We start from the raw sequence: 14,173 nt of genomic DNA on the forward strand, positions 1-14,173 counted from the left end.
AATTACTGCTGAAACCACTTACTGTAGATAGTTTTATAGGTGCCGTCGGCTTTCACCTTATCCAGCGCCGCGTTGAATTTGCCCTGCAGCTCGGTGTTGCCCTGGCGAACCGCGATGCCCAGACCGGTACCGAAGTAGGCTTTGTCGGTCACCTTCTCACCCAGCGCGGCCAGGTTCGGGTTCTGTTTTAACCACTCGTTAACCACGGCAGTGTCGCCAAATACCGCGTCGATGCGGCCATTTTTCAGGTCAAGGATGGCGTTCTGATAGCTGTCGTAAGGCACCAGCTGGATATCAGCCTGTTTTTCGCTGAGGTATTTCTGGTGAGTGGTGCCGTTCTGTACACCAACGCGCTTGCCTTTCAGGGCGTCAATGCCGGTGACTTTGCCTTTCTGCACCACGAACAGCGCGGAGTTATCGTAATAAGGATTGGTGAACAGCACCTGCTTTTCACGCTCTGGGGTGATGTCCATACCGGCCATTACCGCATCGAAGCGACGGAATTTCAGGCTGGGGATCAGGCTGTCGAACGCCTGGTTGCTGAAGGTGCACTCTGCGCCAATTTCACGGCACAGGGCGTTCGCCAGATCGACATCAAATCCCTGGATTTTGTTATCGGCGTCAACGAACTCAAACGGAGGGTAAGACGCTTCTGTCGCAAAACGGATGGTCTGGGCAGCGCTGGCTCCCAGGCTGATGCTGGCTAAAAGTACGGCAAGTACAACTTTTTTCATCATTATGTCCTGCGTTAGTGCGAAAGATAATGTGCAAACGCCTCGGTTTGCGGCTGTGTAAAGCGGCTGGCATCGCCCTGTTCGACGATGTATCCATTTTCCATGTACACCACGCGGCTGGCGGTTTTACGCGCCACTTCCACCTCGTGGGTCACGATAACCTGAGTGATATTCGTCTGGGCCAGTTCGCGAATAATGCTGACGATCTGCGCGGTAATTTCCGGATCCAGCGCGGCGGTCGGTTCGTCGAACAGCAGTACCGCAGGTTCCATCATCAGCGCGCGGGCAATTGCCACGCGCTGCTGCTGGCCACCGGACAGGTGCAGCGGGAAACGATCGGCAAAGGGCGTCAGGCGCAGGCGATCGAGCAGCTTATTGGCCCGTTCATGAGCCTGATCTTTACTCAGACCGAGCACGCGGCACGGTGCCTCAATAAGATTCTGCGTCACGGTCAGATGCGGCCAGAGATTATACTGCTGGAAAACCATACCGACGTTCTGGCGCAGTTCACGAATCGCACTTTCGGTTGGAGGCTTAATGAAGTCGAAGTGATTACCGGCGATATCAAGCGTACCGGAACGCGGCATCTCGAGCAGATTTAGCACGCGCAAGAGTGAGCTTTTCCCGGCACCGCTTGGCCCCAGCAGAACCAGCGTTTCGCCCTGTGGGCACGCCAGCTGTATGTCAAATAGCGCCTGGTGGGCACCGTAATAGCAGTTAATACCGTTTAGTTGAATACTCATGCGCAAAAAGTGAATAGCAATTGATGCCGCAAATCTTAACGTCGACAGAATAGTTATGCAATCATCGTGCGTTAAAATTTATAATTGTTGGCGAGGTGATTAAAGCGTAGCACAAGATAGGGCGATGTTGCCGTTTAACATGAAAAGCTTTGCTATTGTTATGCAAATGTGTGAGTGAGATCGTGCCGCCGGGTCCGGCGGCGCGCAAGAGAAGGTTACTCTTCGAACTGCTGGCGAAGTGAACCACCCGTGATATGGGGCGATGGACCGAGGTAGCGTATGTCATCGACGGTCCAGCAGGTGCCTTCACGTGCCATCAGAATTTCATCCTGCCATGTCATTTCCGGCTGGCCGGCATGGCTGAGCTTCACCCGCAGGGCAATATTACGCGCATCGGTATTCGGGATAAAGGATGAGTCGCTCACAATGGCGCGGGTGGCTGGCAAAGATTGGCTGCTGAACAGATCGCCCTGTAGCGGTGCCAGGGTTGACGACAGATGACTGGCATTCAGTAAATCCTGATATAGCGGTGTGCTGAGCCACGGGCGATATTCTGCCAGCCGTTGACTGTTCGGCACCCCCAGTGAAGGATGCTGTAAGCGAAGATCGTAGAATTGCTGCGCCACCTCGTCCGGCCCGCCGCTAACGCAGGGCGCAGTGCGTGAACCGATATCCTTGTAAGCCGGTTCGACCGTGGTACAGGCGCTGAGAAGGACAGCCAGGGGAATAACAGCAGCAAAGACTTGGTATTTCATCTTGATTTCCTTATTGTTCTGCTTAAGCGATGCTACCACTGACCGCAATTGCTCATTTTCACAGTTAGAGCGCTGTCATATTTACAAGGAGACAGACATGAATTTTTCCACTGCCCCAACGCTGGAAGGGAATCCGATCGCTGACGACCGTCGTCGTGTTACTGCCGAGATGAAACTGAGCCGCCCATGACGCCGCTGTCCTTTATTCGCCCATTGCTGGTGCTGCTGGCAATCTATTTGCTGACCTCCATCACGCCGCAGGGGCTCCATGAACAGAAGGGCTACACGGTGGATACCCGGCAGGAAGCCTGGGGCGCGCGGCCGCGAATTAAGGTGCTGGTGATCCATTACACGGCAGGTGACTTTTCGCCTTCGCTGAATACCCTGACCAACCATTCGGTGAGTGCGCATTACCTGCTGCCGGCGTCACCGCCAAAATTTGATGGCCAGCCGCTGGTCTGGCGTCTGGTGCCGGAGTCGATGCTGGCGTGGCATGCGGGGATCAGCTACTGGCAGGGCGCAACGCGGATCAACGACACTTCGATTGGCATTGAGCTGGAGAACCCCGGCTGGCGGCGGGTGGGCAAAGAGGCGGTCTTTGCCCCGTTCCCGCCTGCGCAGATGGCCGCGCTGCTGCCGCTGGCGCGAGATATCGTGCAGCGCTACGGCATTCGTCCGCAGGATGTGGTGGCGCACAGCGATATTGCGCCAATGCGTAAGCAGGATCCCGGCCCGCTGTTTCCCTGGCAGTGGCTGGCGGAGCAGGGCGTTGGTGCCTGGCCCGATGCGGACCGGGTGACGTTTTATCTCGGTAATCGCGCGCCTGCGCAGCGGGTCGATAAAACGAAACTGCTCGGCCTGCTGGCAAGCTACGGCTATGAGGTGACGCCGCAGATGACGCCGTATCAGCAACAGGTGCTGATCGCGGCGTTTCAGATGCACTTCCGCCAGAGCGACTATCGCGGTTTTGCCGATGCGGAAACGGAAGCTATCGCTGCGGCGCTGATTGAAAAATACGGGACAGGCTCGGGTTAATACGCCCGGAAACTGGACGGGCTTGCACTGGCCCGTTCAGCGTCCCTCAGACCGGCATCAATATCGCCTGGTCTGGTGTTAATCAATGCTGTGCTAAAAATGCCCGCCATTCATTAACGAGGGTTTGCAGCGCATCGCGACTGACGTCCAGATGGGTGACCAGCCGCGTTACCGCGCCCGGGCTGAGCAGGATACCGCGCTCGCGCATCCAGGGCCCCAGCGTGGCTATCTGCGCTTCCGGCAGGCGCAGGAACAGCATGTTGGTGTCGTGGCGGGTGACATCCACGCCGATTTCCCGCAGCGCACCGGCCAGCCAGGCGGCATTATCATGATCTTCCCGCAGGCGTTCGATATTGTTTTGCAGCGCATAGCGCCCTGCAGCGGCGAGGATCCCCGCCTGGCGCAGACCGCCGCCGGTCATTTTCCGCCAGCGTCGTGCGCGCTGAATAAATTCCGCACTGCCGCACAGCAGGGAACCAACCGGTGCACCCAGCCCCTTTGACAGGCAGATAGTTAACGTGTCGCAGTAGCGGCTAATCTCTTCCAGCGGCACGTTCAGCGCCACCGCCGCGTTGAAGATGCGTGCGCCGTCAATGTGCAGCGCCAGCCCGCGCTGGCGGGTAAATTCCCATGCCTGCTGCAGATAGCTCAGCGGCAGGACTTTGCCGTTATGGGTGTTTTCCAGACTCAGCAGGCGGGTCATGGCGAAATGCAGGTCGTCGGGTTTAATAAACTGCGCAACGACATCCAGCGGCAGCGTGCCGTCACCGACGGCTAAAATCGGCTGTGGCTGAATGCTGCCGAGCACCGCCGCACCGCCCGCTTCGTATTTGTAGTTATGGGCCAGCTGGCCGACGATATACTCTTCGCCGCGCTGGCAGTGGCAGAGCAGCGCCACCAGATTGGCCTGCGTGCCGGTCGGCAGAAACAGCGCCGCCTCTTTGCCGCTGAGCTCGGCGGCCTCCGCCTCCAGCAGGTTCACCGTCGGGTCATCACCGTACACATCATCGCCGGTTTCAGCGGTCATCATTGCTTCGAGCATCGCCCGGCTCGGGCGTGTTACGGTATCACTACGCAGATCGATCACACTCGCTCTCCTCTACCCATGAAAACGGGCGCCGCAGCGCCCGAAAATTAACGACAATTCTTTTTACCTCAGCCAGTTAGTTTTTGCCAGCTCGACCACCTCATCACCCCGGCCGTTGATAATGGCCCGCAGCATATACAGGCTGAAGCCCTTAGCCTGTTCCATTTTAATCTCCGGCGGCATCGCCAGCTCTTCCTTCGCGGTCACCACATCCACCAGCGCCGGGCCATCGTGCGCCAGTGCCTGCTGGAGTGCGTCATTGAGTTCGGAAGCCTTCTCTACGCGGAATCCTTTCACGGCACAGGCTTCGGCGATCGCCGCAAAGTTGGGATTATGCAGTTCGGTACCGTCGGTCATATAGCCACCGGCCTTCATCTCCATCGCCACAAAGCCCAGCACGCTGTTGTTAAACACCACGATTTTTACCGGCAGCTTAAGCTGGGCCAGCGACAGGAAGTCGCCCATCAGCATACTGAAGCCGCCGTCGCCGCACAGGGCGATAACCTGCCGCTGCGGATCGATAGCCTGCGCACCCAGCGCCTGCGGCATCGCGTTAGCCATAGAGCCGTGGCTAAACGATCCCAGCAGTCGGCGCTGGCCGTTCATCTTCAGATAGCGGGCCGCCCACACGGTTGGCGTACCGACGTCACAGCTGAAAATAGCATCCTCCGCGGCGAACCGACTCACCTGCTGCGCAAGATACTGCGGGTGGATCGCCTGTTTATCGTTGGCGGTAGCCAGATCGTCGAGATCCCTGCGGGTTTTGGCATAGTGCTCCAGCGCTTTATCCAGGAACCGTCGCTCGCTTTTTACGCTAAGCTGCGGCAGCAGTTCGTCGAGGGTGGCTTTGATATCGCCGACCAGCGCCATATTCACATGGCTGTGGCTGCCAAGGCTGCCGGGATTGATATCGATCTGAATAATCTGCGCTTCGGGTGGGTAAAACGCGCGGTAGGGGAACTGGCTGCCGAGGACCACCAGCGTATCGGCGTTCATCATCGCGTGATATCCCGATGAGAAGCCGATCAGGCCGGTCATGCCCACGTCATAAGGATTGTCGTACTCAATATGTTCCTTGCCGCGCAGGGCGTGAACGATCGGCGCTTTCAGCGTTTCTGCCAGCTTCACGACTTCTGCATGAGCACCGGCGCAGCCGCTGCCGCACAGCAGGGTAATATTGCTCGCTGCGTTAAGTTTTTGAGCCAGCGCGGAGAGCTGACTGGATGCCGGACGCACCAGCGGCTGCTGCGGGGGGTACCAGGCGTCGCTGGCACCTTCCGGGGCGAGCTGAAGCGCCACGTCACCCGGCAAAACCACCACCGAGACGCCCCGGTTGAGTATGGCCTTACGCATCGCGATACCGAGCACCTGCGGCAGCTGTTCGGGATTCGATACCAGCTCGCAGTAGTGGCTGCATTCGCGGAACAGCTCCTGCGGATGGGTTTCCTGGAAATAGTTGCTGCCAATCTCGCTGGAGGGGATATGCGCGGCAATTGCCAGCACCGGAACGTGGTTGCGGTGGCAGTCAAACAGACCGTTGATCAGATGCAGGTTGCCCGGGCCGCAGGAACCGGCGCAGACCGCCAGTTCACCGGTAAGATGCGCCTCCGCTCCGGCGGCAAACGCCGCGACCTCTTCATGGCGGGTGGGCATCCAGCGAATGGTTCCCATACGGTTCAGGCTGTCACTCAGTCCATTAAGCGAATCACCGGTCACGCCCCAGATGCGTTTCACACCCGCATTCTCAAGGGTTTTTGCGACCAGTGCCGCAACAGTTTGCTTCATGCATTCCTCCTCGTCAGCACGTTCGATTAAAAAAATCCGTGATTAACTGCTGGCAAAAGCATAGTCGAAGGCGGGCAGGATCGGGGAAGCGTGTGCAACAAGCTGTTTCACACGCTCCGGTTCAGCAGAGGACAATATCGCCCTGTGGCTGGCAGCTGCAGGCTAGCACGTAGCCCTGAGCAATCTCGTCTTCGGTCAGCGTTAGCGTGCTGCTGGCGGTGTAGTCACCGCTGGCGACGCGCGTTTTACAGCAGCCGCAAACGCCAGCACGACATACTGCGGTGACCGGCAGGTGATGGGCTTCCATCGCGGCCAGCAGCGACCAGCCCGCGGGGAATGACGCTGCCGGGGAAAGCAGCGGGCCGCTAAGAGTCAGGGTGGCTTTAGCTTCCGGGGAGGGCTCCGCGTGAGGGCGGGCGACAACCGGAGTAAATTGCTCGGTGTATATTTGCCTGGCGCCCAGTACGGCGGCGTCATTTTCCATCAGAACCATGTAGGGCTGGGGACCGCAGATCATCACCGTGCTGTCAGCAATATCGGGGGCTAAGGCGGCAAGCCGTACGCGGTCCAGTCGACCCGCCAGCATACCCGCAGCGGGCTGATTTTCCGCCACTACGGTCAGCTTTAGCCACGGCTGCATTGACGCCAGTTCGCCCGCAAAAATCACGTCCCTGGCGGAACGTACGCTGTAGATCAACCGCACGCCGCATTCTGGCCGATGCTGGCGCAGCCAACGGCACATCGACATAACGGGTGTAATGCCGCAGCCCGCGGCCAGAAACAGATAGTTCCTGGCAGGATGCCGCTCGCAGCTGAAGTCGCCCTGGGGATCGGACAGCCAGAGGTGATCGCCGGGCTTCAGCTGCTGCGTCAGCCAGCCGGAGCCTTTACCCCTGGCAATATGGCGTACGGTCAGTGTAATCAGCGCGCTTTGCCCGGGTGTCGAAGAGAGCGTATAGGCGCGCACCTCGTCACTGCCGTCGATGCTGACCAACGCATACTGTCCCGCCTGCCAGCGGTAAAAGTCATGGTTAATCAGCGCAAGGGTCCAGACATCCGGCGTTTCCTGATGCAGGTGATGAACCTGCATCCGCCACTGACACAGAGGATGCATGCCCATGATTTACACTCCTTCGCCCAGCGCGGCGGCCATATCCTGTTCGGCACCGTTGACCGGCATCAGTCCAAACTGTTCGTTGAGGATGGTCAGCAGGTTTTCCGTCAGGAAGGCCGGGACGGTTGGACCGGTGCGCACGTTTTTCACCCCAAGCGCCAGCAGCGTCAGCAGCACCACGATCGCCTTCTGTTCAAACCAGGAGAGCATCAGCGACAGCGGCAGGTCGTTCACGCCGCAGTTGAGTTTTTCGGCCAGCTTCACCGCCAGCATAATCGCCGAGTAGCTGTCATTGCACTGGCCGACATCGAGCAGGCGCGGCAGCCCTTCAATGTTGCCAAAGTCGAGCTTGTTAAAGCGATATTTACCGCAGCCGAGCGTCATGATCAGCGCGTCTTTCGGCGCGGCCAGCGCCAGTTCGGTATAGTAGCTGCGCTGGTCGCGGCTGCCGTCACAGCCACCAATCACAAACACATGACGCAGTTTTTTACGGCTGACCAGGTCGATAACGCTGTCGCACGCATCCTGTAAGACTTTACGACCAAATCCAACGGTGATTTCATGCGGGATTTCGCTATAGGGGAAACCGGGCATCTCCAGTGCCTGATTAATCACCGCGGTAAAATCTTCATCTTCGAGATGATTCACTCCCGGCCAACCGACGATGCTGCGGGTCCAGATGCGCTGCTGATAATCGCCCACGGTGGGGTCGATAATACAGTTGGAGGTCATGATGACCGGACCGGGAAAACGGGCAAACTCGGTCTGCTGATTCTGCCAGCCGCTGCCGTAGTTGCCGACCAGATGTGGGTGTTTTTTCAGTTCAGGGTAGCCGTGGGCGGGCAGCATTTCGCCGTGGGTATAGACGTTAATGCCCCTGCCTGCGGTCTGCTCAAGCAGCACTTGGAGATCTTTCAGATCGTGGCCGGAAATCAGAATCGCTTTACCGGCAACCGGGCGGACATTCACCGTCGTCGGCTGCGGATCGCCGTAGACGCTGGTTTGTGCCTCATCCAGCATGCCCATAATCGTGAAGTTCATTTTGCCAATTTGCAGGGCACAGTCGACCAGCTTCGCGCTGTCGTGCGGCTGGGTGCCCAGCCAGGCCATGATCTGATGATACTGGGCGTAAACGTCATTATCGAAACGACCGTGGACGTGAGCATGCTCCATATAGGCCGCGGCCCCTTTCAGGCCGTACAGGTTCAGCAGGCGTAAGCCGAGGATATCCGGGTGCGTCTTCGCATCCCGCAGGGCAAACTGCGCCGCCTGCTGTTGCAGAACGCTGACGTCATGGCTTACCAACTGCAGATTCGCCAGCGGGTGATGCGGCGCGGCGCTTCCGGCTATTAGCTTGCAGCGCTGGCGCAGATCTTCGCGCAGGCGAATCGCTTCGAAGGCGTAATCGATAATACGCTGAGAATCGAAGTTGACGTTGGTCAGCGTGGAGAAGAAGGCGCGGGGGGAAAAGCTGTCGACCTGATGATCGACTATCCCCAGGCTGCGTGCTTCCAGTGCCCACGCCGACAGGCCCTGAAGTACAGCGACCAGCAGATCCTGCAGATCGGACGTTTCTGCCGTTTTACCACACATACCCTGTGCATAGGCACAACCGTCCCCGGCTGGCGTACGCATTGTTTGCTCACATTGAATACAAAACATGGTCTCATCCTTATAAGATGTATTTTAAATGCACCTTATAAAAGATCGGGTAGCCGATGAATGCAAGTGCCGTTCCCGTTAATCCGATATCGGCTTGATCTGGCTCAATTTCGTCGGCAAATGAAAATAATAGTAATCTGCATTCCGTTCCTTGACCAGGCGCTATCCGCCGACCATTCTCATTAAAACGGACGGATTGGGGCGGCTATGATTCTGGAACAAATTGACGTCATGGGCTTTCGTGGCCTGAGTCGGCTGGTGTTACCCCTGGAGCAGCACAATGTACTGATTGGGGAAAATGCCTGGGGAAAATCGAGCCTGCTGGACGTGCTGTCGCTGCTGTTAGCGCCGCAGCAGGCGCTGTATCAGTTTACTCCGCATGATTTCTATTATCCGCCGGGGGAACAGCAAAGCCGCGAGCGTCATCTGTCTGCGACCTTTACCTGGCGTGAAGAGCAGGAAGATGTGTTGTCCGGCCGCTATCAGCGCTTTTCCTCCCTTTGGCGTAAGGGCGAGGATCATCTTCAGCGGATCCGGCTGCACGTCGAAGGGCGCCTGCTGGCAGACGATCGCGTGGTGACCCACCGCCGGTTTATCGATAGCGAAGGGCTGCCGCTGCTGGAAGGCAGCGCCTGCGATGAGCGGGTGAAATTACTGATACAGCTGCATCCCGTGCTGCGGCTGCGGGATGCGCGCTTCAGCCGCCGCCTGCCGCGTGAAGCGGTCGCCGAGGTGGGAGAACGGCAGTTCGGCGAGCTGGTCGGCCAGATAAGTGAACTGACCCGCGACGTGGTCTCCCGGCCGCAGAATCTTACCGATAGCGCACTGCAGCAGGGACTGGGCACGTTACAGCAGCTGCTTGAGCACTATTTCTCCTGGCAGCAGTCCGTGGATGACGTGCCGCAAAAACGCGCGCCTCATCATCATCGCGCTTCCCGGCTGGGCTGGCGACATCTGGCCGAAATCAATCAGCTGATTGTTGCCGCCGACAGCCGCAGTCGGCGGCTGATCCTGCTGCAAATGTTTGCGCAGCTGGTACAGGTTCGCGGCGTACAGCAGCTCGCCCCACAGGCGCGGCCGCTGCTGCTGCTGGAAGATCCCGAAACGCGACTGCATCCGATTATGCTGGCGGTGGCACAGGAACTACTGGCGGTGCTGCCGCTGCAGCAGATAGCCACCACCAACTCCGGCGAACTGCTGTCACAGGTGCCGGTTGAGCATATCTGCCGCCTGGTGCGCGACAGCGGGCGGGTTGTCGCCTGGAGACTGGGCGAAAGCGGGCTGAGCAGTGAAGATGCGCGGCGCATTGCCTTTCATATCCGCTTAAACCGACCCTCAGCGCTGTTTGCCCGCTGCTGGCTGCTGGTGGAAGGCGAAACGGAAGTCTGGGTGATGAACGAGCTGGCGCGGCAGTACCATTACCACTTCGCTGCTGAAGGGATCAAAGTGATCGAATTCGCGCAGTCGGGGCTGAAACCGCTGCTGAAGTTTGCCCGGCGCATGGGCATTGAGTGGCACGTGTTGACCGATGGCGACGAGGCCGGAAAAAAATATGCCGCCACGGCGCGCAGCCAGATCCAGGCAGGGGAACATGAAGCAAACTACCTGACGCAATTACCCGCACTGGATATGGAGCATTTCCTGTACAGGCAGGGATTTTCGGCGGTATATCATCGTATCGCGCGTTTACCCGAGGGCGTGCCGATGAATCTGCGGCGGATTATCGCCAAGGCGATTTCCCATTCGTCAAAACCGGACCTGGCGATTGCGGTGGCGGAAGAGGCCGCCGTTCGCGGCACTGAGGCGATCCCGCCGTTGCTGCGTAAGATGTTTGCCCGCGTGCAGTGGCTGGCAAGAGGCAAGGCGGACTGAGGGAGAACGTGCGGGATTGCGGGTTGAAATGCCGTTATTCAACCCAATATCCATACCGTTGTGCAGTAATCGCATAAAAATGCCAGCATCGCTGGCTGGCATTTTGTCGCAGGGTTGTACAGAATGAGTCAGAACGGTCAGGCGCTGACAGCGATTGCCGTTTCCACCGGAACGATCAGGCTGGCATGATTGCCTTTTGGCCCCTGATGCACATCAAACTGGACTTGTTGCCCGGCTTTCAGCGTTCTGTATCCATCCATCTGAATCGTTGAGTAGTGTGCGAAGATATCCTCGCCGCCGCCTACCGGACAGATGAAACCGAAGCCTTTGGCGTTATTAAACCATTTAACAGTACCCGTCTCCATGCTTCTACATCCCTCGCAAGACATTCAAAATTGGTGGGGGAATATCAGGCAATACGCCCGACGGCTGTTTAAAACACATTCAGCCTGTTTGAGTACTGTAGAGAATTAGCAGGGCCGGTCAAGCAAACGAGCGGTGCACTCAGGGACAAAATCATCAAAATTTGAGGTAGTTAACGCTATTGCGAATTTTGTGATGAAGGTCGCGAATGTTACCTTTTGTTCACAATATCAACGATATTGCACAACATTTTGGTCATGTAAAACATAACCTGAATGATGTTAATCTGGCAGAAGTAAGTAATGTTGATCACACTGGATATGTATGGGAAAGACTAACGACTGGCTTAATTTTGAACAGCTTGCGGATGACAAAGTTCGTGAGGAACTTAAGCCACCCTCCATGTATAAGGTCATTCTGCACAATGATGACTATACGCCTATGGAATTTGTTATTGACGTACTGCAAAAGTTCTTTTCTTATGATGTTGAACGTGCAACGCAACTGATGCTTACGGTGCATTACCAGGGGAAGGCGATCTGCGGCGTTTTTACCGCCGAAGTTGCCGAAACCAAAGTGGCACACGTGAACAAGTATGCCAGGGAAAACGAGCATCCGTTGCTATGTACGCTGGAAAAAGCCTGAATAAGGCGATCTATTGGGGGAGGTGCCTATGCTCAATCAAGAACTGGAACTCAGTTTAAACATGGCTTTCGCCAGAGCGCGCGAGCACCGACATGAGTTTATGACCGTCGAGCATTTGTTACTGGCGCTGCTCAGTAACCCGTCGGCCAGAGAGGCACTGGAAGCCTGCAGTGTGGATATCGTGGCGCTCCGTCAGGAGCTTGAAGCCTTTATCGAACAAACCACCCCGGTTCTGCCGGTCAGCGAAGAAGAGCGCGATACACAGCCTACGCTCAGCTTCCAGCGCGTACTGCAGCGTGCAGTATTCCATGTCCAGTCATCAGGCCGTAGCGAAGTGGCTGGCGCAAACGTACTGGTCGCTATTTTTAGCGAGCAGGAGTCGCAGGCAGCTTATCTGCTGCGCAAACATGAAGTCAGCCGCCTTGATGTGGTGAACTTTATTTCTCACGGCACGCGTAAAGATGAGCCAGGCCCGTCATCCAGCGCGGAAAATCCGGTTAACGAAGAGCAAGCAGGCGGGGAGGAACGTATGGAAAACTTCACCACCAACCTTAACCAGCTTGCCCGCGTCGGGGGAATCGATCCCCTGATCGGCCGCGATAAAGAGCTGGAGCGTGCCATCCAGGTACTGTGCCGTCGTCGGAAGAATAACCCGCTGCTGGTGGGTGAGTCCGGCGTGGGTAAAACCGCGATTGCCGAAGGCCTGGCATGGCGTATCGTGCAGGGCGACGTGCCGGAAGTGATGAAAGAGTGCACCATCTATTCTCTGGATATCGGTTCACTGCTGGCGGGCACGAAATATCGTGGCGACTTCGAGAAGCGTTTTAAAGCGTTGCTCAAGCAGCTGGAGCAGGACACCAGCAGCATTCTGTTTATCGATGAAATTCATACCATCATCGGTGCAGGTGCGGCCTCCGGTGGCCAGGTTGATGCGGCTAACCTGATCAAACCGCTGCTTTCCAGCGGAAAAATCCGGGTGATGGGCTCAACCACCTATCAGGAGTTCAGCAATATCTTTGAGAAGGATCGTGCGCTGGCGCGTCGCTTCCAGAAAATTGATATCACCGAACCGACGGTTGAAGAGACCGTGCAGATCCTTAACGGGCTGAAGCCGAAATACGAAGCGCACCACGACGTTCGCTATACGGCCAAGGCCGTGCGTGCGGCGGTGGAACTGGCGGTGAAGTACATTAACGATCGTCATCTGCCTGATAAGGCGATTGACGTGATTGATGAAGCCGGTGCGCGTGCACGTTTGATGCCGGCCAGCAAACGCAAGAAAACCGTCAACGTGGCGGATATCGAAAGCGTAGTTGCCCGCATTGCGCGTATTCCTGAGAAGAGCGTTTCTGCGAGCGATCGCGATTCGCTGAAAACGCTCGGCGACCGCCTGAAAATGCTGGTATTCGGCCAGGATAACGCCATCGAAGCGCTGACCGAGGCGATCAAGATGAGCCGTGCCGGTCTGGGCCAGGATCGCAAACCGGTGGGTTCATTCCTGTTTGCCGGCCCAACCGGCGTCGGTAAAACCGAGGTGACGGTACAGCTGGCCCGCGCGCTGGGTATTGAACTGCTGCGCTTTGATATGTCCGAGTATATGGAACGTCACACCGTTAGTCGCCTGATCGGTGCGCCTCCGGGCTACGTGGGCTTCGATCAGGGCGGCCTGCTGACCGATGCGGTGATCAAGCATCCACACGCGGTGGTGCTACTGGATGAAATCGAGAAGGCTCACCCTGACGTCTTTAACCTGCTCTTGCAGGTGATGGATAACGGTATGCTGACCGATAACAACGGCCGCAAGGCGGACTTCCGTAACGTGGTGCTGGTGATGACCACCAATGCCGGGGTACGGGAAACCGAACGTAAATCGATCGGCCTGATCCAGCAGGATAACAGCACCGATGCGATGGAAGAGATCAAAAAGATCTTTACGCCGGAGTTCCGTAACCGCCTTGATAACGTTATCTGGTTTAAACACCTCGATCGCGAGGTGATCCACCAGGTCGTTGATAAGTTTATCGTTGAGCTGCAGGCCCAGCTGGATCCGAAAGGCGTATCGCTGGAAGTCAGCGATGATGCAAGGGAGTGGCTGGCGGATAAAGGCTATGACAAGGCGATGGGTGCCCGTCCAATGGCCCGCGCCGTTCAGGAGAACCTGAAGAAACCGCTGGCGAACGAGCTGCTGTTTGGCTCGCTGGTTGATGGGGGTTCCGTGTCCGTTGCGTTGGATAAAGAGAAGAATCAGCTGACCTATCACTTCCTCAGCGCCGAGAAGCGTAAAGCGGAAGGTACCGTGCACTAACGGTTCAGTTCAGCAGATAAAATAAAGGCCGGATAATTATCCGGCCTTTTTAATGGTTGCTGCCAGGCAGCAT

Annotated in this window: 12 protein-coding genes; 4 read left to right on the plus strand and 8 right to left on the minus strand. The window is 57.1% G+C overall.

The features are described from left to right. Window positions 1–2: 2 nt before the first annotated feature. The 3 genes from artJ to EC836_RS09505 form a co-directional block, all read right to left on the minus strand. The gene (gene artJ, locus EC836_RS09495) at window positions 3–734 is read right to left on the minus strand and encodes an arginine ABC transporter substrate-binding protein (protein WP_123332429.1); all 732 of its coding nucleotides are present in this window, start codon (window positions 732–734) and stop codon (window positions 3–5) included. Window positions 735–748: 14 nt separating this feature from the next. After that, window positions 749–1,477, minus strand: a complete 729-nt coding sequence (artP, locus tag EC836_RS09500; protein WP_123332431.1) for an arginine ABC transporter ATP-binding protein ArtP — start codon at window positions 1,475–1,477, stop codon at window positions 749–751. Window positions 1,478–1,692: 215 nt separating this feature from the next. Continuing rightward, window positions 1,693–2,232 carry a lipoprotein gene (locus tag EC836_RS09505; protein ID WP_123332433.1) on the minus strand — a complete coding sequence of 180 codons (540 nt, stop codon included), beginning with the start codon at window positions 2,230–2,232 and terminating at the stop codon, window positions 1,693–1,695. A 186-nt stretch (window positions 2,233–2,418) separates the two neighbouring features. On the opposite strand from EC836_RS09505, the gene EC836_RS09510 reads away from it, so the two are divergent. Then, window positions 2,419–3,267, plus strand: a complete 849-nt coding sequence (locus tag EC836_RS09510; protein WP_123332435.1) for an N-acetylmuramoyl-L-alanine amidase — start codon at window positions 2,419–2,421, stop codon at window positions 3,265–3,267. A gap of 82 nt (window positions 3,268–3,349) precedes the next feature. Here the strand turns inward: EC836_RS09510 and ltaE are convergent, their stop codons facing one another. The 4 genes from ltaE to hcp form a co-directional block, all read right to left on the minus strand. Then, window positions 3,350–4,354 (minus strand): low-specificity L-threonine aldolase, encoded by a 1,005-nt coding sequence (gene ltaE / locus EC836_RS09515; RefSeq protein WP_123332437.1) that lies wholly within the window; start codon window positions 4,352–4,354, stop codon window positions 3,350–3,352. 63 nt (window positions 4,355–4,417) lie between these two features. Continuing rightward, window positions 4,418–6,139, minus strand: a complete 1,722-nt coding sequence (poxB, locus tag EC836_RS09520; protein WP_123332439.1) for a ubiquinone-dependent pyruvate dehydrogenase — start codon at window positions 6,137–6,139, stop codon at window positions 4,418–4,420. 121 nt (window positions 6,140–6,260) lie between these two features. Further along, a complete protein-coding gene (gene hcr, locus EC836_RS09525) occupies window positions 6,261–7,259 on the minus strand; it encodes an NADH oxidoreductase (protein ID WP_123332442.1) in 999 nt (332 codons plus the stop codon). A gap of 3 nt (window positions 7,260–7,262) precedes the next feature. After that, entirely contained in the window at window positions 7,263–8,915 is a 1,653-nt protein-coding gene (gene hcp, locus EC836_RS09530; RefSeq protein WP_123332444.1) for a hydroxylamine reductase, read from the minus strand. A gap of 207 nt (window positions 8,916–9,122) precedes the next feature. Here hcp and EC836_RS09535 point away from each other — a divergent pair, with 207 nt between their 5' ends. Continuing rightward, window positions 9,123–10,787: an ATP-dependent endonuclease gene (locus EC836_RS09535; protein ID WP_123332446.1), complete on the plus strand. Its 1,665-nt coding sequence runs from the start codon at window positions 9,123–9,125 to the stop codon at window positions 10,785–10,787. A 137-nt stretch (window positions 10,788–10,924) separates the two neighbouring features. Here the strand turns inward: EC836_RS09535 and cspD are convergent, their stop codons facing one another. After that, window positions 10,925–11,152, minus strand: a complete 228-nt coding sequence (gene cspD / locus EC836_RS09540) for a cold shock-like protein CspD (RefSeq protein ID WP_123332448.1) — start codon at window positions 11,150–11,152, stop codon at window positions 10,925–10,927. A 322-nt stretch (window positions 11,153–11,474) separates the two neighbouring features. Here cspD and clpS point away from each other — a divergent pair, with 322 nt between their 5' ends. Then, the gene (gene clpS, locus EC836_RS09545; protein ID WP_105593463.1) at window positions 11,475–11,795 is read left to right on the plus strand and encodes an ATP-dependent Clp protease adapter ClpS; all 321 of its coding nucleotides are present in this window, start codon (window positions 11,475–11,477) and stop codon (window positions 11,793–11,795) included. A gap of 28 nt (window positions 11,796–11,823) precedes the next feature. Continuing rightward, a complete protein-coding gene (gene clpA, locus EC836_RS09550) occupies window positions 11,824–14,100 on the plus strand; it encodes an ATP-dependent Clp protease ATP-binding subunit ClpA (RefSeq protein ID WP_123332450.1) in 2,277 nt (758 codons plus the stop codon). The last annotated feature ends 73 nt before the right edge of the window (window positions 14,101–14,173 follow it).

Source organism: Erwinia sp. JUb26, from assembly GCF_003751505.1.
In the GTDB taxonomy this organism is placed as follows: Bacteria; Pseudomonadota; Gammaproteobacteria; order Enterobacterales; family Enterobacteriaceae; genus Erwinia.

What these genes read in the sequence shown, in the direction of transcription:
- artJ (WP_123332429.1), bottom strand. Translation starts at nt 734, where the DNA reads ATGAAAAAAGTTGTACTTGCCGTACTTTTAGCCAGCATCAGCCTGGGA.
- artP (WP_123332431.1), bottom strand. Translation starts at nt 1,477, where the DNA reads ATGAGTATTCAACTAAACGGTATTAACTGCTATTACGGTGCCCACCAG.
- EC836_RS09505 (WP_123332433.1), bottom strand. Translation starts at nt 2,232, where the DNA reads ATGAAATACCAAGTCTTTGCTGCTGTTATTCCCCTGGCTGTCCTTCTC.
- EC836_RS09510 (WP_123332435.1), top strand. Translation starts at nt 2,419, where the DNA reads ATGACGCCGCTGTCCTTTATTCGCCCATTGCTGGTGCTGCTGGCAATC.
- poxB (WP_123332439.1), bottom strand. Translation starts at nt 6,139, where the DNA reads ATGAAGCAAACTGTTGCGGCACTGGTCGCAAAAACCCTTGAGAATGCG.
- hcr (WP_123332442.1), bottom strand. Translation starts at nt 7,259, where the DNA reads ATGGGCATGCATCCTCTGTGTCAGTGGCGGATGCAGGTTCATCACCTG.
- hcp (WP_123332444.1), bottom strand. Translation starts at nt 8,915, where the DNA reads ATGTTTTGTATTCAATGTGAGCAAACAATGCGTACGCCAGCCGGGGAC.
- EC836_RS09535 (WP_123332446.1), top strand. Translation starts at nt 9,123, where the DNA reads ATGATTCTGGAACAAATTGACGTCATGGGCTTTCGTGGCCTGAGTCGG.
- cspD (WP_123332448.1), bottom strand. Translation starts at nt 11,152, where the DNA reads ATGGAGACGGGTACTGTTAAATGGTTTAATAACGCCAAAGGCTTCGGT.
- clpS (WP_105593463.1), top strand. Translation starts at nt 11,475, where the DNA reads ATGGGAAAGACTAACGACTGGCTTAATTTTGAACAGCTTGCGGATGAC.
- clpA (WP_123332450.1), top strand. Translation starts at nt 11,824, where the DNA reads ATGCTCAATCAAGAACTGGAACTCAGTTTAAACATGGCTTTCGCCAGA.